General features: G+C 36.1%; 26 protein-coding genes and 1 tRNA gene. 12 read left to right on the top strand and 15 right to left on the bottom strand.

Annotated features, from left to right (window positions below; translation table 11 throughout):
• Positions 1–54: 54 nt before the first annotated feature.
• Together ACZIX4_RS01945 and ACZIX4_RS01950 are read right to left on the bottom strand one after the other, a co-directional pair.
• Positions 55–285: a hypothetical protein gene (locus ACZIX4_RS01945; protein ID WP_463333931.1), complete on the bottom strand. Its 231-nt coding sequence runs from the start codon at positions 283–285 to the stop codon at positions 55–57.
• Positions 286–558: 273 nt separating this feature from the next.
• Positions 559–1,182 (bottom strand): hypothetical protein, encoded by a 624-nt coding sequence (locus ACZIX4_RS01950; RefSeq protein WP_463333932.1) that lies wholly within the window; start codon positions 1,180–1,182, stop codon positions 559–561.
• 210 nt (positions 1,183–1,392) lie between these two features.
• Between ACZIX4_RS01950 and ACZIX4_RS01955 the strand changes: the two genes are divergently transcribed.
• A complete protein-coding gene (locus ACZIX4_RS01955) occupies positions 1,393–2,469 on the top strand; it encodes a hypothetical protein (protein ID WP_463333933.1) in 1,077 nt (358 codons plus the stop codon).
• A 53-nt stretch (positions 2,470–2,522) separates the two neighbouring features.
• Here the strand turns inward: ACZIX4_RS01955 and ACZIX4_RS01960 are convergent, their stop codons facing one another.
• The gene (locus ACZIX4_RS01960) at positions 2,523–2,693 is read right to left on the bottom strand and encodes a hypothetical protein (protein WP_463333934.1); all 171 of its coding nucleotides are present in this window, start codon (positions 2,691–2,693) and stop codon (positions 2,523–2,525) included.
• 198 nt (positions 2,694–2,891) lie between these two features.
• Between ACZIX4_RS01960 and ACZIX4_RS01965 the strand changes: the two genes are divergently transcribed.
• The 5 genes from ACZIX4_RS01965 (at position 2,892) to ACZIX4_RS01985 (ending at position 7,421) form a co-directional block, all read left to right on the top strand.
• Complete coding sequence (locus ACZIX4_RS01965; RefSeq protein WP_463333935.1) at positions 2,892–3,431, top strand: AAA family ATPase; 540 nt, start codon at positions 2,892–2,894, stop codon at positions 3,429–3,431.
• Between the two features lies 1 nt (position 3,432).
• Complete coding sequence (locus tag ACZIX4_RS01970; protein WP_463333936.1) at positions 3,433–5,328, top strand: RecQ family ATP-dependent DNA helicase; 1,896 nt, start codon at positions 3,433–3,435, stop codon at positions 5,326–5,328.
• Positions 5,328–6,275, top strand: coding sequence for a methionyl-tRNA formyltransferase (fmt, locus tag ACZIX4_RS01975; RefSeq protein WP_463333937.1), 948 nt, complete (start codon positions 5,328–5,330; stop codon positions 6,273–6,275). The genes ACZIX4_RS01970 and fmt overlap by 1 nt, the downstream gene beginning before the upstream one ends.
• A 191-nt stretch (positions 6,276–6,466) precedes the next feature.
• Complete coding sequence (locus ACZIX4_RS01980) at positions 6,467–6,742, top strand: HU family DNA-binding protein (protein WP_411407096.1); 276 nt, start codon at positions 6,467–6,469, stop codon at positions 6,740–6,742.
• A gap of 118 nt (positions 6,743–6,860) precedes the next feature.
• Positions 6,861–7,421, top strand: a complete 561-nt coding sequence (locus tag ACZIX4_RS01985; RefSeq protein WP_463333938.1) for a YqgE/AlgH family protein — start codon at positions 6,861–6,863, stop codon at positions 7,419–7,421.
• Between the two features lie 10 nt (positions 7,422–7,431).
• Here the strand turns inward: ACZIX4_RS01985 and ACZIX4_RS01990 are convergent, their stop codons facing one another.
• Both ACZIX4_RS01990 and ACZIX4_RS01995 read right to left on the bottom strand, forming a co-directional pair.
• Positions 7,432–8,271, bottom strand: coding sequence for an aminotransferase class IV (locus ACZIX4_RS01990; protein ID WP_463333939.1), 840 nt, complete (start codon positions 8,269–8,271; stop codon positions 7,432–7,434).
• Between the two features lie 54 nt (positions 8,272–8,325).
• On the bottom strand, positions 8,326–8,718 hold the full coding sequence (locus tag ACZIX4_RS01995; RefSeq protein ID WP_463333940.1) for an START-like domain-containing protein: 393 nt from the start codon (positions 8,716–8,718) through the stop codon (positions 8,326–8,328).
• A gap of 159 nt (positions 8,719–8,877) precedes the next feature.
• Between ACZIX4_RS01995 and ACZIX4_RS02000 the strand changes: the two genes are divergently transcribed.
• Positions 8,878–8,951 (top strand) — tRNA-Met (locus tag ACZIX4_RS02000).
• Positions 8,952–9,401: 450 nt separating this feature from the next.
• Here the strand turns inward: ACZIX4_RS02000 and ACZIX4_RS02005 are convergent.
• A complete protein-coding gene (locus ACZIX4_RS02005) occupies positions 9,402–9,617 on the bottom strand; it encodes a helix-turn-helix domain-containing protein (protein ID WP_463333941.1) in 216 nt (71 codons plus the stop codon).
• 101 nt (positions 9,618–9,718) lie between these two features.
• Here ACZIX4_RS02005 and ACZIX4_RS02010 point away from each other — a divergent pair, with 101 nt between their 5' ends.
• From ACZIX4_RS02010 to ACZIX4_RS02020, 3 genes are read left to right on the top strand one after another with little or no spacing between them, the layout of a single operon-like run.
• Positions 9,719–10,117, top strand: a complete 399-nt coding sequence (locus ACZIX4_RS02010; protein WP_463333942.1) for a hypothetical protein — start codon at positions 9,719–9,721, stop codon at positions 10,115–10,117.
• A gap of 3 nt (positions 10,118–10,120) precedes the next feature.
• Positions 10,121–10,975: a hypothetical protein gene (locus tag ACZIX4_RS02015; RefSeq protein ID WP_463333943.1), complete on the top strand. Its 855-nt coding sequence runs from the start codon at positions 10,121–10,123 to the stop codon at positions 10,973–10,975.
• A 1-nt stretch (position 10,976) separates the two neighbouring features.
• A complete protein-coding gene (locus ACZIX4_RS02020; RefSeq protein WP_463333944.1) occupies positions 10,977–11,402 on the top strand; it encodes a hypothetical protein in 426 nt (141 codons plus the stop codon).
• Between the two features lie 27 nt (positions 11,403–11,429).
• On the opposite strand, the gene ACZIX4_RS02025 is transcribed toward ACZIX4_RS02020, so the two are convergent.
• From ACZIX4_RS02025 to ACZIX4_RS02060, 8 genes are all read right to left on the bottom strand, one after another.
• The gene (locus ACZIX4_RS02025; protein ID WP_463333945.1) at positions 11,430–12,149 is read right to left on the bottom strand and encodes a hypothetical protein; all 720 of its coding nucleotides are present in this window, start codon (positions 12,147–12,149) and stop codon (positions 11,430–11,432) included.
• Between the two features lie 82 nt (positions 12,150–12,231).
• On the bottom strand, positions 12,232–13,278 hold the full coding sequence (locus tag ACZIX4_RS02030) for a radical SAM protein (protein WP_463333946.1): 1,047 nt from the start codon (positions 13,276–13,278) through the stop codon (positions 12,232–12,234).
• 10 nt (positions 13,279–13,288) lie between these two features.
• On the bottom strand, positions 13,289–13,510 hold the full coding sequence (locus ACZIX4_RS02035) for a hypothetical protein (RefSeq protein ID WP_463333947.1): 222 nt from the start codon (positions 13,508–13,510) through the stop codon (positions 13,289–13,291).
• Between the two features lie 160 nt (positions 13,511–13,670).
• Positions 13,671–14,867 (bottom strand): BT4734/BF3469 family protein, encoded by a 1,197-nt coding sequence (locus ACZIX4_RS02040; protein WP_463333948.1) that lies wholly within the window; start codon positions 14,865–14,867, stop codon positions 13,671–13,673.
• A 125-nt stretch (positions 14,868–14,992) separates the two neighbouring features.
• Positions 14,993–15,286, bottom strand: a complete 294-nt coding sequence (locus ACZIX4_RS02045) for a helix-turn-helix transcriptional regulator (RefSeq protein ID WP_463333949.1) — start codon at positions 15,284–15,286, stop codon at positions 14,993–14,995.
• A gap of 88 nt (positions 15,287–15,374) precedes the next feature.
• Positions 15,375–16,238 (bottom strand): hypothetical protein, encoded by an 864-nt coding sequence (locus ACZIX4_RS02050; RefSeq protein WP_463333950.1) that lies wholly within the window; start codon positions 16,236–16,238, stop codon positions 15,375–15,377.
• Positions 16,238–16,837, bottom strand: a complete 600-nt coding sequence (locus tag ACZIX4_RS02055) for a tyrosine-type recombinase/integrase (protein ID WP_463334580.1) — start codon at positions 16,835–16,837, stop codon at positions 16,238–16,240. The genes ACZIX4_RS02050 and ACZIX4_RS02055 overlap by 1 nt, the downstream gene beginning before the upstream one ends.
• Positions 16,771–17,517 carry a phage integrase SAM-like domain-containing protein gene (locus ACZIX4_RS02060; RefSeq protein WP_463333951.1) on the bottom strand — a complete coding sequence of 249 codons (747 nt, stop codon included), beginning with the start codon at positions 17,515–17,517 and terminating at the stop codon, positions 16,771–16,773. Before ACZIX4_RS02060 ends, ACZIX4_RS02055 begins: the two co-directional genes overlap by 67 nt.
• 620 nt (positions 17,518–18,137) lie before the next feature.
• On the opposite strand from ACZIX4_RS02060, the gene ACZIX4_RS02065 reads away from it, so the two are divergent.
• Both ACZIX4_RS02065 and ACZIX4_RS02070 read left to right on the top strand, forming a co-directional pair.
• Entirely contained in the window at positions 18,138–19,550 is a 1,413-nt protein-coding gene (locus tag ACZIX4_RS02065) for an aldehyde dehydrogenase family protein (RefSeq protein ID WP_463333952.1), read from the top strand.
• A 68-nt stretch (positions 19,551–19,618) separates the two neighbouring features.
• Positions 19,619–20,434 carry a helix-turn-helix domain-containing protein gene (locus tag ACZIX4_RS02070; protein WP_463333953.1) on the top strand — a complete coding sequence of 272 codons (816 nt, stop codon included), beginning with the start codon at positions 19,619–19,621 and terminating at the stop codon, positions 20,432–20,434.
• 9 nt (positions 20,435–20,443) lie between these two features.
• Here ACZIX4_RS02070 and ACZIX4_RS02075 read toward each other — a convergent pair whose 3' ends face one another.
• On the bottom strand, positions 20,444–21,208 hold the full coding sequence (locus tag ACZIX4_RS02075) for a helix-turn-helix domain-containing protein (protein ID WP_463333954.1): 765 nt from the start codon (positions 21,206–21,208) through the stop codon (positions 20,444–20,446).
• Positions 21,209–21,372: the final 164 nt, after the last annotated feature.

The raw sequence follows: 21,372 nt of genomic DNA on the forward strand, positions 1-21,372 counted from the left end.
ATAAAAATCCCGTATTGCAAGCCAATACGGGATTTTATTTTTTTAGGTAGGTGGTTATGCCACTCCCAGTAATTTAACTTCATTTCTTGCAACGATGCCTGTTGCGTCCTGAAGGATTTCAATACCGAGAATCTCAAAAGGGCGCTGTAACAATAGGCCGTTTGCATCAAGATAATCCAATACCAAATCATCAAAACTTTCAGGATGCAACGAAATAGCAATGCTATCGGTCAGTTCGTTGTCCACAATGAAATTTTGCATAGCGTCAAAGGTAATTTTCTCCATAAGCTTTAATTTTAGGTTAAGGTAAAATTACATTTTTGCATGAATAATCTGCATTGGTAAATGTTAAAATTTATTAATTTAACACATCTTAGTGGTGATTGTTATTTTTTACAGTACAAATAGTGTTAAAATTACAAATAAAATGAAATTTTCACCTCTTAAAATAATGTCATTAATGCAAACTTTTGTGCTATAATATATCGTTTGATGAAATTTATTTAATAAATATATTCCCTTCTTACAATATTATTTATAATTGAGCGTTACGGCATTCTAGAACCTGAAATCAACCGTCCCATTTCCGGTATCACCCTTCTTAGCTGTTTGGTTTTCAGCCTGCTTCCAGTTTATTGTAGGGTATTTCTTCTCAAACTCAGGAAGGTCGCGGCTAAAATAGTCAGCCACGAAGATTCTCGGTGTGCCTTTCACCGCTTTATCCACATAATTTAGCTCGCCAAAATAAGTTATGCCACCTTTTTTAATCTCAAACGGTATGGCAAATTTTTCGGCGTAGCTTACCTCTCCGGTTGGACCAAGCCGGTTCAGGTAACTATAGGTGGTAAATGCATAACTGCCCGCTTCACGTTCTATAACAACAAGGTAGCTTTTAGTATTTCCAAATTCACCTTTCCAGCCCTTTTGGTCTTTCTGGCGGGTAAGAATCATTATTTTGCCTGCATTATTCTTTTTAAATGATTTATCTCCGGTAGTGGCTTCATAAAAAAAGCGGTAGATTTCATTTACCGGTACATCGCCTTCAAAGGTAATGGTGCCTATGGCGAGCCCTTTTTCGGGTGATGGCTGTAATTGCAGGGGAGAAGCATAAGTAGTGGCCTCTTTGCCCCCGCACGATATTAATATTATGGATGCCGAAATAAGTGCAAATAGGTTTTTCATAATTTAATGTGTAAAAATGGTATATAGCAAATGTACATTACTTAGGTGCTTTGCCCTATATATAATGGTTGTTAAATTTACTGCTGTTCTTTAATATAATTCGTTACATGTAGATTAACATATTCCGATTGCTGCCACCGTTATGACAATTTAGTGTTGAGATTTGATTAAAAGCACTACTTTTAACGTATAACCAACAAATAAGTTTTGATGAGTAAGTTTACAATTTATAAATGGGTGTGTGGTATTATTGCAGTAATTTTTATTCTACTTGTCATTGTTTTTACAATAGATGTAATTAATGATACAGAAAATCCCGCTTTTTTACAAATAGAATACAATGGACAGGAAGTATCAGGATATGGAACTTTAATAAGCGGAATACTTTCTTTCTTAACAATTATGTTTGTTTTGTATGGTATGGCAGAGCAAAGACATCAAATTACGAAAGATAAATTTTTAAAGGATAAGCAAGAAGAGGAAGATTTAAGAAATAGATTGACATTACTCAAAGCATTACTAAATGAAACAGTATTTAGTATAGAATCACAAGGTGAAAATTTGCATGAGTTTTTCAATTTGGAATTATCCAAACCAGAGCAAGCAAATACTGTTGCTTTTCTTACTAATGATAGCTTTAGTAGGATTTTAGGAATGGACTTGCTAATGAATTTTAAAGCCATCCAACATTTTTTTAAATATGATCGTGATTGGGAAAAACTGTTTTTAGACTTAAATAACTTTATAGATTTTTATTCTAAATGTTTTAAAGAGTTAAAATTCAAGTATGATAATCATATTAATGATAAAGTAAAACGGCATATTTATATAAGTGAACTGCTAGATTCTTTGGCTAATTTATGTGTGATGGAATATGAAAGATTGAAAGTGATTTATCAAGATAAAATAAATGATTTGCCAATAGCAAAAATATATCGTGATTTTACTAATGCTTATAATACCTATAATGAATTTTGTGAAAAAGAGCAAATAGAGGCTGACTTCAGGCATATTTCTAATCAAATTGTTTATCCTTTATTGTATGAAATTTCTAAACTAAGTGGCAAATTAGAAATTACTATTGAAACTAAAGAAATTATAGTAAAAGCTTCAACAATCAGGAAAAAAATATTTGAGGTTAAGATATTTTCTGTTCAGTACGCAGGAAATTTAAAGATAGTATATGAAAGATATTTTGATGAAAATTCCCAAAATGTAGGTAATTTGAAAGATATATTAGGTAAAATTGAAAGTAAATTAATTGTTTTCAGTGGATCTTATGATTAATCTAAAAAGCCCTACGCTAAGCGTAGGGCTTCCCTTTTCCATATAAGCCGTGCTTACAGGAAAATATAAAGTAACCTGATACTTACCGCCAGTGCAATAGCAACCTGTATATAAACCATCAGTGTGTTTTTTGTTTTAAAAGAACGGTAAGATGCGTACCTCTTTTTGCTGTAGCGCTCGTCTACAGCCGCCTCAAATCCGGCAAATGTCATTAACTTCTTCATAGCGTGCTCCCATTATTCATTAAACTTCTCCATAAATATACATATATTTTTTTATAATGAAATGATGTTGAGTGATTTTTGTGAATTTATTTCCTGATTTTAACATTTTTTGTGGTTTTTTGTTTTTGTAGGGGTTTATAAAGCCGTTTTTGTAATTGGCGTGCTTTAATTACCTTTGCGGCTTTATAAAACAAAACAGTGGGCAAACAGGTTGTAGTATTAATTGGCGGTCCCGGAAGCGGAAAGACCACACTTATAGAAAAGCTGGAAGGGCAGGGCTATATATGCTACCCCGAAATTTCGCGCGAGGTAACCCTTGAGGCACGCAGGCAGGGTATAGAGCAGCTGTTCCTGGAAAAGCCGCTGTTGTTTAGTGAACTGTTGTTGGAAGGCCGCAAGAAGCAATTCCACAACGCCCTTGCTGAAGAAGCCGATGTCGTATTTATAGATCGCGGTATACCCGATGTACTGGCCTACATGCATTATATAGGAGATTCGTATCCGCCGTTTTTTGATCAGGCGTGTAAAGACCACGTATACCACAAAATATTCTTTTTGCCGCCGTGGGAAGAAATTTATACTGCCGATGAAGCCCGATACGAAAATTATGAGCAGGCGAAACTAATAGCCCAACACCTGCAGGAAACCTACCGTAAGTATGGTTACGACCTTACAGAAGTACCAAAAGATACACCTGAGAACAGAATTCTTTTTATCTTAGGGCATCTTTTTAAATAGTATGCAGCAAGAGGCATTACAAATCCTTAAAAAATACTGGAATCACAGCAGCTTCAGGCCGCCGCAGGAAGAAATCATAGCCGCAGTGCTCAGCGGCCGGGATACCTTTGCCCTTATGCCTACGGGCGGGGGTAAGTCGGTTTGTTTCCAGGTGCCGGCCATGATGCAGGAAGGGATTTGCCTTGTGGTATCTCCGCTCATTGCTCTGATGAAAGACCAGGTGCAAAACCTGCAAAAAAAAGATATAAAGGCTATAGCACTTACCGGTGGCATCAGCGAAGACGAAATAAGCAACCAGCTTGATAACTGCAAATTTGGGGGGTATAAATTCCTGTACCTTTCACCCGAAAGACTGGAAGCTGATTGGATAGTAGACCGTATTAAGGAGTTGCCCATAAACCTTGTGGCTATAGACGAAGCCCATTGCGTATCACAATGGGGACACGATTTCCGTCCGGCGTATCTTAAAATTTCGGCACTTAAAAAGCATTTACCTAAAGTACCTTTTATAGCACTTACGGCTTCGGCCACGGAGAGAGTGCAGGAAGATGTTATAAAACACCTGGGGCTGAACAATCCACAGGTATTTAAAAAGTCCTTTGCCCGCCCGAATATCGCCTATATGGTATTTGAGTGCGAAGACAAACTTACCCGCCTGCAACAGATACTTGCTAAAAATACAGGCTCGGCTATCGTATATGTACGGAACCGACGTGCCTGTGTAGATGTATCGCGCCAGTTGCAGTCTATGGGTTTTACGGCTACCTATTACCATGGGGGCTTAAAAGAAAAGGAGAAGGAGGCTAATATGCAGGCCTGGCTGCACAACGAATGCCAGGTGGTAGTGGCTACCAATGCTTTCGGGATGGGGATAGACAAGCCTGATGTAAAAACGGTGACCCACATACAGCTACCCGAAAATCTGGAAAGCTATTACCAGGAGGCAGGCCGCGCAGGCCGGAACGGGGAGAAGAGTTTTGGTGTGGTGCTGATGCATCCTACCGATATTACCATGGCAAAAGCACAGTTTATTGACGGGCTTGCCGATAAGGCCTTCCTAAAGCAGGTGTACCTGAAACTGAATGCTTTTTTACAGATTGCCTATGGCGAAGGCCCGGGTGAGGTATACCCGTTCAATTTTAATGATTTCTGCAAAAAATATAATTTCCCTGCGGTAAAGGCATATCATGCCCTCCAGTTCCTGGACAGGCAGGGGGTGCTTACGCTTTCGCAGGAGTTTACGGAGAAAGTGTACGTGCAGTTCATCATTTCTAGTAGGGAAGTGGTGCGTTATACAAGCCTTAACCCGGCAGATGAAGAGGCAGTGTTGGTTTTGCTGCGAAGCTATACCGGCATCTTTGATATGGAAACAGCGGTTAATACGGGTATGGTGGCTGGCAAGGCCAAAGTATCTGTTGATACTTTTATGCAAATGCTGCGCCGTATGGAAGCTCAGGGAGCGCTTTCGTTAAGGGCCTTGGGTAATGACAGTAGTATTGTATTTAATGAGGTGCGTGAAGATGACCATACAATAAACCGTATTGCCAAATACCTTGAACAGCAAAATACCATTAAAAAAGAACAGTTTGATAGCGTGGTGCAGTATGTAACCGATGTTGCCCATTGCAAAAGCCGCCTGATACTGGAATATTTTGATGAAGAAGTGGAGGAAGATTGCGGCATCTGCTCGTATTGCATTACGCAGAAACGCCCGCCACAAAGCCCTATAGAAACTGCTACGGCCATATTAGGGCTGCTTGGGCAAAAGCCCTTATCTTCGCGGGGTATAGAGCAGGAGCTTGCCCTGTTGCCCGATGAGGCGGTGCAGGCTATACAGCTCCTTTTAAATGCAAGGAGGATAACAATGAATACCAATAACGAATATATACTTGTATAATGAACAAGCTTAAGATAGTTTTTATGGGTACGCCCGAATTTGCCGTGGGTATACTCGATGCCATTTATCAGCGTAATTATGATATTGTAGGGGTAATTACCGCACCCGATAAACCGGCAGGCCGCGGCCAGAAGATAAAATACAGCGCCGTAAAGGAATATGCACTGGAAAAAGGACTTACACTGCTACAGCCTACCAATCTTAAAGATGAGGCTTTCCTGGCGGAACTGAAATCCCTTGGAGCCAACCTGCAAGTGGTAGTAGCATTCCGCATGCTACCGGAAGCAGTGTGGAGGATGCCTGAGTTTGGTACGTTTAACCTGCATGCGTCGCTGTTGCCACAGTACAGGGGAGCTGCTCCTATAAACTGGGCTGTGATTAATGGCGAGGAGCGTACGGGTGTTACCACTTTTTTCATAGACGATAAAATAGATACCGGTGCCATGATACTTAAGGAGGAAACCGAAATTGGTGCAGATGAAACTGCAGGGCAGTTGCACGACCGCCTTATGGAGCTGGGTAAGGATGCGGTGATAAAAACATTGGTACTTATAGAAGCGGATAATGTGCAGACAACTTTACAGCCACAGGATGGCGATATAAAAACAGCTTATAAGCTCAATAAAGACAATTGTAAAATCGACTGGGGCCGCCCCGGGCAGGAAATTTATAACCAGGTGAGGGGATTGTCGCCTTATCCGGCAGCATGGACATTTATAGCTGATAAAGGGGAGGAGTGGAATGTAAAAGTGTACGAAGCTTCGTTTGAAAAACAGGAGCATAATAACACACCCGGTAGCCTGATTGTAATAAATAAACAAATTGTTGTATATACAACTGACGGTTTTTTGGTTTTAAAAAGCCTGCAATTCCCCGGAAAACGCAGGATGACGGCCTCAGAACTGCTTAACGGTATGGTGTTTACAGAAGAAGCAAAGGCGAATTAATACGGCATTTTATAGTAATTTTTAGAGAATTTTAATAAAACAACTATGTTTATTAACATTATGAAAAAAGTTATCAACAATTAAAATCAAATCGTCATTATTTACTTGTGTCATTCGTAAATCCTGTTAAATTTGTAGGACAGGAATTGGAAAAAAGATATTTTTAACCAAACAATTAATTACATTTAATTATGAACAAATCAGAATTAATCGACGCTATTGCTGCTGATGCAGGTATATCTAAAGGCGCCGCTAAAAAAGCACTGGAGTCATTCGTTTCAAACGTAAGTAACGCTCTTAAAGACGGTGGAAGGGTATCACTTGTAGGCTTTGGCTCATTCTCTGTTTCTGGCAGGGCTGCCAGGGAAGGCAGGAACCCACAAACCGGCAAATCTATCAGCATCGCTGCTAAGAATGTGGTTAAGTTTAAGCCGGGTGCCGAACTAGACGGACACGTAAACGGTTAAGCGTATTTGTAAGATACTGAAAAGCTTCCCAAATTTTGGGAAGCTTTTTTTTTAAAACTCTGCAAAAATTTTTTGAAGCTGACTTTTTTTTGTTAAATTTAGTTCAAATTGCAAGAGTATGATTTCACTAAAACCCCAAAAAGGCTACCTGCTTGTGGCAGAGCCTTCCACAATAGGAGATCTTTCTTTCAACAGGTCGGTGGTGTTGCTTGCCGATCATAGTGCCGAGGGTTCGGTAGGCTTTATCCTGAACAAACCTCTCGATTTTACCATTAACGACCTCCTTCCTGAGGTAAATGCCCACTTTAAGATATACAATGGCGGCCCGGTAGAGCAGGACAACCTGTATTTTATACACAACGTGCCTGAACTGATACCGGAAAGCATTGAAATATCTAACGGTATTTACTGGGGTGGTGATTTTGAACTGGCTAAGGATATGATTAACCAGGGCAGGATAAGTAAGGGTAATATCAGGTTTTTCCTGGGGTACAGCGGGTGGTCTGCAAACCAGCTTGAAGAAGAGCTGGAAGACAGTTCGTGGATAGTATCGCAAAACAGCTACCAGCACCGCATAATAGATAAATCAAGCAACGCTTTCTGGAAAGAGAAGATTATGGAACTGGGTGGCGACTACATTATATGGAGTAACGCCCCGGAGAATCCTGCATTAAATTAACCAACAGTTTTTAGCCAAGCCTTATCTTAGCATTAAGGCGCTTAACGATTTCTTTGGCAGTAGCCGTGGTAAAATCCTTTTTGCGGTAGCGCGTTATGGGCTGCACGCCTGTTATTACATTGGTAATAAATAGTTCGTCGGCCTTTTGCAGGTCAAAAGGTGATATGGAGGCTTCGGTTACTTCCAGACCTTCGGTTTTACGGGCCAGTTCCAGTACCTGCTTACGCATTATACCGTTTAGGCATCCGTCGGTTATTGGTGGTGTTACCAGTTTGTTACCGGTAAGCATAAACAGGTTGCCGTATTGCGCTTCAATTACGTTTTTATCGTCGTTTACCATCAGGCAGCTGTTGTACCCGTTTTCATAGGCAAAAATGCTTGCAGTGACGTTTAAAATGCGGTTGTTTGTCTTTAGGGTAGATATCAGCTGCTTTGATATGTAGAAATCCTTATACAGCTCTACTTCATACGGCGTGTCGGCTATGCTGTACAGGGTTTCCTGTAGTGGCTCTGCTTTAATGATAAATTCGGTTTCGCGGGTGGTGGGCATGTATTTGCCTCCGGTCTTGCGGAAAAATGTTATACGTACGCGATAAGACGGCGCTGCGGGCAGCTGCGATACAAGTGCGTTAACCTGTTCCTGCAGGTATTCAATGGTGAAGTGCAACGGGATTTCCATACGTACTATACGTACCGACGCCATAAGCCTGAAGTAGTGATCTTCCAGGAACAGTATTTTTCCATCCAGCACCTTAAAGGTGTCAAAAACGGCATCACCGTATAAAAATCCCCTGTTTTCCTCTAATGCTATGGCCGTATCAGCTGTAAGGCTGCCGTTGTAATTAATCATAAAAAAAGCCCTGAAAAAATTCAGGGCAAATATACTCTATAATATTGTAAAACCTTAAACCGAGCCTAAAACATGTTTCAGGTCGGAAATCTGGTTTTCCCATAGCTGTTTAGATTCCTGTACATCTTCCTCTTCTGCAAAGTCTACCACAAGCAGCGATACGTCTTTAGTGATTTCGTCTACCAAAATGCGTAGCTCAAAAAAGTAATCACCATCGTTGTTATTTTCGTCTACCCAGCGGAACTTTACCTTTTCACCATTCTTCTTAGAAGACAGGCGTGCTTTTTCTTCAGTATCATTCCAGATGAAAGTGAAAAACTCACCACGCGAGTTTACATTGTCGGCAAACCATTCGGATAGGCCGGAAGGTGTAGATATATATTGGTAAAGCAGTTGAGGCGAAGATGTTATCGGAAATTCCAATTCATACTTTATTTTTTCGTCCATTGCGTCAAAATTTTTGGAAATATATAATTTTTAACATTCAAAAAAAAACATTTGAAAAAATAATTTTTTTGGCACAAATATGTTTGGACAAATTGAATAAAGTACTATATTTGCACCCGCATTCAGCAAGCAACCTGCTTGTAAGAATAACCGAAAAATGGCGAGGTAGCTCAGTCGGTTAGAGCGCAGGATTCATAACCCTGAGGTCACGGGTTCAACTCCCGTCTTCGCTACTCATTTGAAGCCTAATCAGTTATAAACTAACTGGTTAGGTTTTTTTATTCACGAATAATTCACGACTTTCCCTTTTTTTATCTTTTTTTAATGATTTGAAATTTCTTGAAAGGCATTTTTCTGGCAGTTTGCTGTAATGTATTTGAAAATAGGTTTCTCTATATTTTGGGGCGGGGTGGGGAAGATTTGCCTTGCATAGGGGCGGTTTCAAATACGGACTCTACTGAGGTATAGAGATAAGATATATTTTGTATAAAAAACAATATAATATATACTATAGAGTTATTGCTTATCCCAGCTATGTCTAAAAATGCTGTTTACTCGGCTTATCTTGGGGGGCTGTTATTTACATGTAAATTATAAATTTACGGATATATAAAGATTACAAAGTATTACTTCAGCTTTATATTTTACTTATTGCCTATTTTCAGATATGAGAGGTAGGTATTTTATACCCCTTTAAAGAGGTCTCCTACTTCTATTTCCAAAGCTTTAGCAATCCTTACAGCTTTTTCTATTCCCATTTCCATTACGCCATTCTGATATTTACGGAATGTTTCTACATCCATATTAGCATTTGAAGCAACAATTCTTACCTTAAAATTTTTAGCTTTTATGGTATCCTTAATATTCTGTCCGACAATTTTTGTCACCTCATTTTTCATAACTATAAAGAACCATCAATCATGCATTTAAGTCAATGATTTAAAATGCGTGCATTATTCGTCTGATTTTTTTATATTTGCTGAAATCAATCTACTTTATTATGAAAAAAAAATTTCTTCTTATTTTAGTACCAATACTTATTAGCTGTTCAGGCTCTGACGACAATGGCTCAGTGAACCAAAATGAAAACTCTATCAACCCGCCTTCATGGATAAGAGGTAACTGGTATCTTGAAGGAACTACTTCTTATGGTTTCAAATTCACTTCAGATGATGTATGTGTAATTGCCTTAAGTCAGTCGGCTTGTAATAAAGAAAGCCTTGCCATTTATGAAGGTACAGATGTGTACACCCATGTAGATGAAGAAACAACTAACGCAAACTATACCGTTAATGTTACTATAGGGAGTAATACGACTTCTTATGAGTTTCAAAAGGTTACAGATACTCAGATAAAGTGGGTGAATAGTCCTGCACAGGCAATTTATATAAAGCAATAGTTTATGACAATTTTCGAAGTAATAGCATTACAATATCGTACAGGTTCTAAACCAGAGACGGGGGCAGTTGTTATAGGAGCATTAATCTTAGGGATTGTTTTATACTTCATAAGCAGGTCGACGTCTAAAAAAGCTTTAGAAGAAACTATAGAAGAAGAAGTGCCAAAAAATGTTTTACACCCAGTTGTACCAGTTCCCCCAAAAAAATCAGTCAAGAAAAAGAAAGCTAATCCCATTCCTTTGATTATAAATAAGATAGAATATGCAAATAGTATCACTACCAGTCAATTAGAAACTAATGTTGGTGAGTTAACTCCTGCGGGTAAATATCATGCTTTTTTAATAGCTGCTGCAATAATAGTAAACAGGCTTAAAACCCTCAATGCCTTTAGTGTCTATAAAATTGATGGGGACTTATTATTTGCTGAGATATTAAATCTGGCAGAAGAAAAACATAAGCAATATAAAAGTTTGTATTTGGATAAAGCACCTGTAGTAAAACACAGGAGCGCAATAATAGAAGGTAATATAAGCCGTGAAAATAAAAACACTTTTAAATTAAGTGTTGATGAACTTAAATATAAATCGGCTCAGATGATAAGTATTTACGACTTAGAGATAACTAATGCTGTTAGTTTCAATATATCTTATACCAACTTATATATTTATTCTTTCTTTGATACCAACATACCAGTCGATGAGCAAAACAAAATAAGGAATTCCTATCTTGAGTTAACTGCGGGGTATGACACCATACAATATCAAAATATCAAGCCTGCAATGGTAAAAATCGTAAATGTAATTGATGATAGGCTTAATGATGATAAAACCTTTTTAAAATCCCTACAAAGCTTATAAAATGATAGGCTTAACATCATTACATCAAGAGGATGAGGGCAGGCTGTCTTTAGAGCAAAAGAAATCAATTCTTTTGTTTCTTTACATGATAACAGTTACCTCCTTTCCAAAAGAAGAGCAAGAACCCAAAATCCTATTTATAGAGCAATGTGCGAAGGACTTTGAAGTGGTTATGGTTGATTGTGTGCCTTATCTTGACACTGTTGGAGGCTCGGGTGTATTGAGGCTGTTAAAATCGCTTCCAGACCTTCAGAAAGAGTTTCTAATGATGTTGGTGTTTGAATATGCTAATTGTAATGGGGTGCCAACCGAAAAAGAACTTACTATTATTGGTAAATATCTTAAACAAGTTAGCTATACGGAAAAAATTATTATTCAGATGATGTATAAAAGTCAAGTAATTGATAAATTAATAGAAGGTATTTAAGCGAATATTTCAAATGTGGAACTTTGTCTATTTAAAAGATTTTTCCAACTCTAAATTTATATGGATCCCTCTCGCTGTATTATCAAAACTTAGAAAAGATGTTTTCCATCCCTCTTTTTCTATCTCCAGAATTTTGTCATTTATTTTTTTGCGAAATTCTGGATAGTTTATACATTCTTCTATCCATTTCCATGTCCAATTATCGGAGTTATTTTGGATTTCTTTGAGCTTATCCAGTAGAATTGGGTCATCTGTTTCTAATCTTAGTCTTTCTGGTTTTCTAATTTGGGGTTTTAAAAAGTCTTCCGTTATCAAATCTAACTTTTTTTCAATAGTTGAGTGTTGATTTATAGTAGCATGTTCTATTTTACTTACCTCAGATTTAAAGTTTTCAATTTTTTGATTTACATCGCCTAAAGCCTGAATAATCATAGCATTTGTTATAGTATTGTCCCTTAGTGTATTTCCTTTTTCACCTCCACTTATTTTACTCAGCTCATTTGCTCCAGAACCCAAGAGAATTCCTATTAAAACTTTCAACATATCGCCTGTCCAAACCTGTTCTTTAAATAAGTGTATGATAAGTATAAATATAAAAAGTAAAGAGGTTACCCAAAGTAAGGAATTATTTGATTTGTAATCTTTACTAAAAATGTCCTTGCCATATTTAACTATTATGACAAGTCCAATAGTCATAATTGAAATCAAAATTAGGATTGCAGGAATCCAATCTATAATCTTATCCATAAGTGTCTGATTTATTGTCGTGTGTGGAGATTAATATAATTTCTTATTCATGAAATAACTAAATTTAGTAAAGTCTTTAAGATTAATTTATTTCGTAATGAATAACTTTTTTCGAATGGTTATACAATTCTATCAACCTGTTTTGCGTAACCAACTTATCTTGCTCCCTATTAACAATAGGGTCGACTCTTGCCTCACCTTTGTCATTAATTCTACAACCACCTAAGCAATCATATTTAAAGACACAGCTGTTGCAAGGTTCTACAGACTTAATCCAATTTAGATTTCGGTAATCATCATCAATTTTTTTCTTGTGCCAAATTCTACCCAACTCTTCTTCAAGAACATTGCCATAACTTTTTGTTGACTGATTACAGATTCTTAATTCTCCCCAAGGATTAATAGAGCTGAACCAACTTCCCGTTCCACAAGTAAAAGCTAAATCTTCTGTTATTAATCTTTCGTCTAAACAATAGGGAGTTGAAGTGCCAAAATTAATATTAAGGGGAAGTGTTTCCTTTGCTTTGATTAACTGTCCAATCGCAATTCTTATCTCGTTCAGGCTTGGAGTTAAATCGCCTTCTTTTTTCGTTCCTAAGCCTGCCGACTGATATATGTTTACAAATATATTTTTCATCCCTAATTCAGAGGCATAGGCGCAAATATTAAACATTTGGTCATAATTTAGACTGGTTAATACAGTATCGCTACTGACTATAATATTTGCTTTTACATACTCTGAAATTGTTGATTCAATTATTTCGAATGAATTTTTTACCCGAGTTATTGATTCATGCATTTCTTTGTCTCCGTGAATGGAGATATATACTTCATCTAAATATTCAATAGTTTCTGGAATAAAGGTTCTTCCATTGGTAACCATAGACCTTGTTTTAACTTTATCAAGAAGACTTAAATAATAAGGTAGCTTTTCTTTGAATAATGTTACTTCACCACCAATTAATTGCACATGGTCAAGTCTATAACGATTCAATTCTTTCAAGACCCTAACAATAGTTTCTTCATTTGTCTGCTTCTTTCGACTTGGATTATAGCAGAACATACATCCACTGTTGCATGCATAAGTCAATTCGAATTGAATAAATTTTGGGAGTAAGGCATATTCCATAACCGCTATTTTATTCCGTTATACTAATATGAACAATGTCTTTAAAAGCAATTTGAGTCTCTGGGTCATTTTTTAAAAGTTCATATGGAATTTTTAATACTACATATCGTACTTCCTCCTCTCTCGAAAGAATATTTCCATTCTTAGTTTTTAGTAAAGATTCTTCGAGAATTACACCTTTTTCGATTAAATCACGTCCAGTGGGTGTTGGTTCTGGTCTGCATTTTGACATATTTTCAAAGTTATTGTGTTGGCTTACTCTGTCGGTTTTCAGCTTCCCCGTTAATATGATTAACAATCTCTATCAAATTAACATAAAATTTTGTTTACAAACAATACCTATTAATAGGTATTTTATTGATAATCAATTGTTTTGTCGGAAGTACATAGGTTTAATGACCTAAATATTCTGAATAATCCTCAAAATTGTGCCAATGCCTTTTTATAGTGGCTATTCCACGTCCGACCATTTTAGCAACTTTAGATTGAGTTATTTTCCCATCGGTTTCAAAATCCCAGGTTTCCAAGACCTGATAAATTAACTGAAGTGTTTTTTGGCTTCTTTCAGCTCCTAATATAGAAGTTACTATCTCCATTTTTTGATGGAAAGAAAAAGGATGCTGCGGGTTAAATAATATTTTTCGGTGGTGAGTACAGCAATTCTTTAAGGTATTGCTCTTTCTCGCAGCAATCACATTCCTAACAATCTGTGTAATCTCATATTTGGAGAGATTGGGCTTCATGTTTATGTTGATTTGCTCAGCTATACCATATAAAAAAGCTTCCTGTAAGGGGTTTAAAACTGCATACTGGCAAAGTATATAAAACATAGTGGCATTTCTCTTACCCTCTGGGATAACTCTGGGTATATAGGGAGTGCACACACATACCTTGTCTTTGAATATCAAGTATGGTGTATCATCTGTAAAAAAGTCCCCAATATTATGGAAACGTATTTTACCCTCATCCAAAAAAGTATCATTAGCCCTTATACCTTTTCTCTCTTTATTTATATTAGTGAATGATACCTTTTTACATACATATATTTTAGAGTTTTCATTGTAGTATAGGTCTGGGTCATAAGAAAGGACTGTTTGTTGGGTAGCCTTCCTACCTCCTGCATCAGCATTAACACCTATAAGGCTGGCAAGTGAGTTATAGGTCTCATGATGGTTGTCTTTGGTTAGTCCCTCCACACGCGCAAGTATGCCATATCCTAACCCCGAAAGAGATTTCCATTTGGCAAATATGTATTCACTATCTGGAATAGTGTCGACGTTGTCAGCATCAAGATAAATAAGCCCTGTAGGGGCAATAATATTCTCATTCTTGGCATGGCTGTCAAAAAGGAAATTGAATCGAACTGTGGGCAGATAAAAGGTTTTTATTTTGACATATTCCTCACTGCCCTTCCCATGCTTCCTGGCATTCTGAATAAGGGGCAGGTTTTTGTCTCCATGTTTTATTACAGCCAGTATCTTGTCAACAGAGACTGTATCGTGAACTTTTGGTTTGTTCGTTGCTTGGAAAGTATTTACATTAATTGTATTGGCTGCTTCTGTGCTGCCAGTAATTTCTAAATTTTTCATTTGTACAATAGTTTATAGACATAGTAATACCTGCACGGTATTCCCATGAACCTGATTTTAATAAATTTTGATGTTTAATAGAGGCTGCGCAGCCGAGTGAAGTTTTTTCAAACTAAGCAGGCTTATTATACTGCTTGATTTTGGTTTAAATGGTTGAAAATGTCTTCTTTGTAGTAGTAGACACTTCGACCCATTTTTCTACTCCGAAGAATTCCTTTTTTATCCAGCCTCCATAAATAGGGGGCAGACTTTCCGAGAAGCTTCATAGCCTCACCACGTGTCAGAAGCTCGGGGTCATTTGATTTTTCCTGTTTAGACAAAATACCAATTACTTTGTTGACTTCTTCAGCCACAGTTTTCCTTAATAGGTTAGCCAAATCATCTACTGTGATATGTACTAATTGAAGGGTGTTGCTCATAAAATTATACCTTGATTTATTAATTCTATTACAAAGGTACTATGGCATTTTTTCCACTCTATGGCTGAAAAATTCCGAAAATCGGAATTTACATGAAGATATGTTCAAAGTTGGCTTTTCTAACGTACGATTCCGACTTTTTAAGTGACATAAAGTTAACCTTGCTATCTATTAAATCATGGTCTTCTTTGTTAATATAACCATTCTCCAGAAGCCAGTCATTGAAAGTAGAATGTTTTACCCTATGTATAAAACCCTCGGCAAGCATTTTTTGAAAGAGATATGAATAATCTTTATACGGTTCTAGAATATTAGACATTGTGTATTCTTTAAAATGCTCAAACGTCTGAGCTGACTTAAATATACTACTATCGTAACTCAAGGCAGGATTAATATTATATTCTAACAACTTTCTTTTTGCTTGTACTTCATTTTGGTATTGTAATAATTTATTTTCAGCTAAGTCTTTGAATTTAATGGAGTTTAACCTATAAATGTTAGAGATGTTGCCCTTGTAGAGTCCTCGACTATCTTTCAAAAAATGCAAAATAGTTTTGTAACAATCAATCAGCGAATATTTACTTAGGGATTCAAAATGTCTATGAAAAGCATCTAATTCAGCAAATAGCTTTTTATAATTGTTTTGCAATTGGGCAATGAAGTACGTACTGTTAATATAATTTATTTCGTTTTCTGTTAGTATAATGGTTTGGCTATCAAAATTAAACAGATTAGGATTTCGCACTAAAAAGTAGCTGCTCTTATCTTGCAATTCAAGAGGCAGTATATCCTTCTTTATATGAGGGTCGTCATAGTCAGTAAACCATGAATATACAAACCCTTCTATATTATCTGGTTTAACAACTTGCGATACTACAGAGCTCATAAAAGTGCTGTGTTCTTTTTCAAAGTGATTTGACTCCAAAAAATCGTATATTTTATATTCAGCCATTATACCACCTTTAAATTGTTAACCTCTTCTTCTTGCCAAATCTTTTCAACCTTATTAGCTGTTTCTTCTTTGGTAGTTTTGATATACTTAGCAAACTCTCTGTAGCTTCGGTGAGAAGATAGAGCCATTATTGTTTCAGCACTTACATTTAGGTCTACAAGATTTGTAACAAAGCTTCTTCTAAGTGTATGACTACTTACCAGTTTGTATTTAGGATAGTAATCCTTTACATTTCTCTTAGTCTTCGGGTCTTTCTTCGTGCCTAATGTCATTTCAGTCATTTTAGCCATCTCACAAATTTCTTTCATATATTCGTTAAAGTTCTGGCTTGAAAGTTCTGGGAGTTTGTTATTTCTTTTGCTTAAAACATATTGTAACTGTGGATGGACAGGGATTACCACAGCTTCACCTGTTTTTTCAGTTTCGAGAATTTTAATCCTATTACCTGTAATTAGGAAGTTGTTGAAGTTTTTTAGGTCTGAAATTCTTAAGCCAGTCCACAAGCCTGCTATCATCAAGTCTCTTGCATTATCTAAACGTGGGTTTTCGCTAAGGTCAAGATTAAAAATTTCCTGTACTTCATTCCGATTGATATATATATATCAAATGTAGTATCCCTTTTAAACGTGAACTTTCTACTCTCAACTTCTACATTTGTCTCATATCCTTCAATTTTTGCCTCCTTAACAAAGTGTTTTACTTGGGAAACATACTTTTCTATTATAGTACCATTGTATTTGCCTACAGTCTTACAAAAGCTTGTAAACTGTTTATGAAAATTTAAGTTAACATTTTTTGTCCTTAATTTTCCGTAAATTTTTTCATACTCCTCAAGCCTTTTAAGTGTAGTGCTATAGTTTCTTATAGTCAAAGTTGAAATTACCTTACCAGAATTAGGGTTAACCCGTGTTTTAGATTCCTCAATATATTTTCTCACAAAAGGTATGAAGTAATACCTATAATCATTTTCATCATCGGGCTTAGCATAAAAACCGTCTACTTGTTTTATTAGCCATACAGTATCTATGGTTTCCCCAGTAGGGAAGTCGTTAGTAAAGCTACTAAGAACATATTTGGTTAAACTCTCTATTAAGGGTGTAACCTTGTCTTTTACCTCTTGTGAGGCATTCTTTTTAATAGTATTCTTTTCAATACTCCAGTCAGAAAGGTTTACAAAAATGTTGGATTTAGCATAACAGTTTATTTTGTTATGAAAGAATCGAAGGTTAAGATTTACGGGGCTTTTTTTACCTAAAGCCTTAAACTGAACTGTTGCCATAAGCTTAGTGTTTTCAAGGCTTAAAGATACAAAAACGTTCACGGATAATTCACGGATTTATTGAAAATGTATTGAAAAGAGATGAAATTTCTTGAAAGTTCATTCAGTCGTAAACCATTGATTTTATTGGCTTTTTGTAATGGTGAAATTTCACTACATTTCTGTAGAATACCTTCGCTACTCCCGTCTTCGCTACAGAGACAAGTGGCGCTATTAGGAGACTAATAGCGCCACTTTATTTTTTGTATTCAGAATTATTCGTAAAGTAAGTTTTGATGTATGGTATACAAAATTTATATTCCATGGCATTTTTATTTCTAATTAATAACGTAGTTGACTTTACAATCCATTTAGATCAATAATCTATACTTTCTTGGCAGAATTAATTAATTGTAAGTGCAGCAGTTCCTGTGTTATTTTGCCTGTAATTTTTTTAGTTTAACCCTATCTGCTTGGACAGTATACTAGTCCTAACTTTATTTTACTGGAAGTAAAAATGTTATTCGCAATGCAAATCTGCATTTCAATATTGTTGAGCTATATTACAAAGTAAATATGAGCTTTTTTACAAAGTAAGCATTTGAGCCGTCCGCTAATTTTGTCTTATAAAACTTTATAAAATGAAAATAGTAGATAAAATTTACATTAATGGGGAGTTTGTTACGCCACATGGTACAGAAATCTTAGATTTGATCAATCCTTCCAATAATATAATAATTGGCAAGCTAACGCTTGCAGATGAAGCTGATACAAGAAAAGCAATTGCTGCCGCTAAGGAAGCTTTTAAAACATTTTCTAAATCTACAATACATCAACGTATAGATTACCTTCAAAAGTTAAAAACTTCTGTAGAGAAAAGGCAGCAGGAATTTACCAACGTTATGATCGAGGAATATGGAGGGACATTTCAATTTTCATCTTTAAGCAATCAATACACCGGTAGCTGGTTTGACTCAATGATTGAAGTGATAGAAACTTTTGACTTTGAGAAAAAAATAAATTCATCCAATATCAGCCTTCAGCCTGTTGGAGTAGTTGGTATTATAACACCTTGGAATGCAAGTAACAGCTCAGTATGCAGTAAAGTTGCAACCGCTATTGCTGCTGGTTGCACTGTAGTTATAAAACCAAGCGAAATTTGTGGTCTACAAACCCAATTATTAATGGAGGCTTTTCATGAAGCCGATTTACCAAAGGGCGTTATAAACTTTGTTCCGGGTTTAGGAAACGTGGTAGGAACGGAATTAACAACAAATCCGGATATTTCCAAAATTTCTTTTACGGGTTCTACAGCAGTTGGAAAATTAATTGCAAAATTAGCAGTAGACACCATGAAGCGCGTTACTTTAGAATTAGGAGGAAAATCTCCAAACATTATTTTGAATGATGCCAATCTTGAGGAAGCAATACCAATGGCAGTATTTGGAGCATATATGAATAACGGACAAGCCTGTATTGCGCCTACCAGGCTATTAGTGCCATTAGAAAAACTGGATGAAGTAAATGCGATTGCAAAAACAACTGCTGATAAAGTGGTTGTTGGGCTACCCCAAAATGAGAATACTAACATAGGCCCAATGGTAAGTATAAAGCAGTTTGAACGGGTTCAGGAATATATCAAAATTGGTCAGGCTGAAGGTGCACAACTTTTGGTGGGAGGAGAAGGAAAACCAAAAGGGCTTGAAGCGGGCAACTTTGTAAAAGCGACCATCTTTACAAATGTAAAAAATGATATGAGGATTGCCCAGGAAGAAATTTTTGGCCCGGTCCTTTCCATCATTCCTTATGAAACCGAAGAAGAAGCCATCGAAATTGCTAACGACACTTCATATGGTTTGGCAGCATATATAAGTTCTTCAGATGTTGAACATGCAAAAAAAGTTGCCTCCCAAATTGATGCCGGAAGGGTCTGTGTAAATGGATTTAGCCATGATCCAATGGTGCCATTTGGCGGATTTAAACAATCAGGTGTTGGAAGAGAATATGGCGTGTATGGATTAGAAGCGTATTTGGAAACTAAGGCGGTACTATAATAATTGGTTATATTTGGTAAGAAGTTGTTCCTCTAAAACAACTTCTTACTTTTTATTGTTTAGCTGAAATGGAAAAATCTGATATTTTATATTCCTGTTATCATGAAATGAGTAGAAAAGGAGAAAACTTTGTTCCTCAACATACGCTTTCGTTCCAAATTTCCGGTAAATTCACTCTTGCAGGTAGTAACCAAAAATATGTAGCGGACAAAGGAGATTTTCTTTTGATCAGAAAGAATCAGTTAGTGAAATTCGCCAAATCTCCACCGGAAAATGGTGTTTTCGAAAGCTTAAATATTCTGATAGGTAATGACGTATTGCGTGATATGGCAAAAGAGTACCACATTTCAACTGAAACACAGACTTATCAATTTGAAGAGCCTTTAATTCTCATAAAGATTAATGATGTCCTTCAAAATTACATTACATCATTACAAACTATTTTAGATAATAAAAGTTTTCTCACAAGTGATTTTATTGATTTAAAAATCAAGGAGCTATTATTTATTTTGATAAGAATACAGCCAGAACTCAAAAATATTCTTTTTGATTTTTCGAATCCTCATAAAATTGATATTGAGTCATTCATGGCCCAAAATTACAAATACAATGTAAACCTGGAACGCTTTGCATATCTTACGGGGAGAAGCCTTGCCTCTTTTAAAAGAGATTTTGAAAAAGTTTTTCATACTTCACCCCATAAATGGATCTTGCAGAAGCGTTTACATGAGGCTCATTATCTCATTACCGAACAAAATAAATTAGCTTCTGAAATCTATATCGATCTTGGATTTGAAGATTTATCTCATTTCTCCCATACATTTAAAAAGCATTTTGGCTACAGCCCTACAAATATTTTAAAGAATAATAGTGTTAGATTATAATTTTTACTACTAATTTAGAGACCTATACTCTCTTGGCGAAATTCCAGTCTTATTTTTAAATAATTTACTAAAATGCGATAGATGCTCAAAACCTAAAGAATAAGCTATTTCACTTACAGATTTATTTGTACTCCATAGCATAGACTTTGCTTTGCTAATCAATTGTAGGTGTATGTGCTCCTGAGTAGTTTTGCCTGTGAATTTGGTTAATATATCAGATAAATAATTTGGTGACAAGCTAAGTTTGGCAGCAAAATATTTCACATCGGGTAAACCTTCATCAAGCAAATTTTCGTCGCTAAAAAATTTAATAAGTAATGATTCGAAATTATTCACGATATCATTGTTAATATTTTCGCGTGTGTAAAACTGACGGTCATAATATCTGTTACAATAATTTAGCAGCAGTTGTAAATTATCTACAATGAGACTTTTTGTGTGTTTATCTATATTCTGAGAATATTCTGTTTTTATTTTCTTTAAACAATCAAGCAAAACTTGCTTTTCATCTTCAGAAATATGTAGTGCTTCATTGCTTTCATATAGAAAAAAAGAGTAGTCCTGAATTTTACGGCCAAGATCTGTTCCTGCAAGTAAATCTGCATGGAAAAAAAGCCCCCAGCCTTCGTTAACTTCTAATCCAGGTTCTGAAAAAATAACCTGCCCGGGTGATGTAAACATTAGTGACCCTTCTTCAAAATCGTAATGAGATCTTCCATACTTTAGTACGCCGTCAAAGCGCTTACACATCAGTTCTATATAAAACTTCTTCACTAAGCCTGTCAGGAGTAACTGTGTTAAGATCTATAATGGTAATTAAAGGATGCTTTGGTTTGCTACAATTATAAAAGCGGTGAACTTCTGAGATGGATTTTATATCGATATAACATGGGCTCATAACAGGTAATTATTGGTTAAAATTACATAAAAGCTAATTT

The organism is Flavobacterium niveum, assembly GCF_055231775.1.

Excerpts from the sequence above, each read along its gene's own strand:
- ACZIX4_RS01945 (WP_463333931.1), bottom strand. The coding sequence starts at position 285 with ATGGAGAAAATTACCTTTGACGCTATGCAAAATTTCATTGTGGACAAC.
- ACZIX4_RS01950 (WP_463333932.1), bottom strand. The coding sequence starts at position 1,182 with ATGAAAAACCTATTTGCACTTATTTCGGCATCCATAATATTAATATCG.
- ACZIX4_RS01955 (WP_463333933.1), top strand. The coding sequence starts at position 1,393 with ATGAGTAAGTTTACAATTTATAAATGGGTGTGTGGTATTATTGCAGTA.
- ACZIX4_RS01960 (WP_463333934.1), bottom strand. The coding sequence starts at position 2,693 with ATGAAGAAGTTAATGACATTTGCCGGATTTGAGGCGGCTGTAGACGAG.
- ACZIX4_RS01970 (WP_463333936.1), top strand. The coding sequence starts at position 3,433 with ATGCAGCAAGAGGCATTACAAATCCTTAAAAAATACTGGAATCACAGC.
- fmt (WP_463333937.1), top strand. The coding sequence starts at position 5,328 with ATGAACAAGCTTAAGATAGTTTTTATGGGTACGCCCGAATTTGCCGTG.
- ACZIX4_RS01980 (WP_411407096.1), top strand. The coding sequence starts at position 6,467 with ATGAACAAATCAGAATTAATCGACGCTATTGCTGCTGATGCAGGTATA.
- ACZIX4_RS01985 (WP_463333938.1), top strand. The coding sequence starts at position 6,861 with ATGATTTCACTAAAACCCCAAAAAGGCTACCTGCTTGTGGCAGAGCCT.
- ACZIX4_RS01990 (WP_463333939.1), bottom strand. The coding sequence starts at position 8,271 with ATGATTAATTACAACGGCAGCCTTACAGCTGATACGGCCATAGCATTA.
- ACZIX4_RS01995 (WP_463333940.1), bottom strand. The coding sequence starts at position 8,718 with ATGGACGAAAAAATAAAGTATGAATTGGAATTTCCGATAACATCTTCG.
- ACZIX4_RS02005 (WP_463333941.1), bottom strand. The coding sequence starts at position 9,617 with ATGAAAAATGAGGTGACAAAAATTGTCGGACAGAATATTAAGGATACC.
- ACZIX4_RS02010 (WP_463333942.1), top strand. The coding sequence starts at position 9,719 with ATGAAAAAAAAATTTCTTCTTATTTTAGTACCAATACTTATTAGCTGT.
- ACZIX4_RS02015 (WP_463333943.1), top strand. The coding sequence starts at position 10,121 with ATGACAATTTTCGAAGTAATAGCATTACAATATCGTACAGGTTCTAAA.
- ACZIX4_RS02020 (WP_463333944.1), top strand. The coding sequence starts at position 10,977 with ATGATAGGCTTAACATCATTACATCAAGAGGATGAGGGCAGGCTGTCT.
- ACZIX4_RS02025 (WP_463333945.1), bottom strand. The coding sequence starts at position 12,149 with ATGGATAAGATTATAGATTGGATTCCTGCAATCCTAATTTTGATTTCA.
- ACZIX4_RS02030 (WP_463333946.1), bottom strand. The coding sequence starts at position 13,278 with ATGGAATATGCCTTACTCCCAAAATTTATTCAATTCGAATTGACTTAT.
- ACZIX4_RS02035 (WP_463333947.1), bottom strand. The coding sequence starts at position 13,510 with ATGTCAAAATGCAGACCAGAACCAACACCCACTGGACGTGATTTAATC.
- ACZIX4_RS02040 (WP_463333948.1), bottom strand. The coding sequence starts at position 14,867 with ATGAAAAATTTAGAAATTACTGGCAGCACAGAAGCAGCCAATACAATT.
- ACZIX4_RS02045 (WP_463333949.1), bottom strand. The coding sequence starts at position 15,286 with ATGAGCAACACCCTTCAATTAGTACATATCACAGTAGATGATTTGGCT.
- ACZIX4_RS02050 (WP_463333950.1), bottom strand. The coding sequence starts at position 16,238 with ATGGCTGAATATAAAATATACGATTTTTTGGAGTCAAATCACTTTGAA.
- ACZIX4_RS02060 (WP_463333951.1), bottom strand. The coding sequence starts at position 17,517 with ATGGCAACAGTTCAGTTTAAGGCTTTAGGTAAAAAAAGCCCCGTAAAT.
- ACZIX4_RS02065 (WP_463333952.1), top strand. The coding sequence starts at position 18,138 with ATGAAAATAGTAGATAAAATTTACATTAATGGGGAGTTTGTTACGCCA.
- ACZIX4_RS02070 (WP_463333953.1), top strand. The coding sequence starts at position 19,619 with ATGGAAAAATCTGATATTTTATATTCCTGTTATCATGAAATGAGTAGA.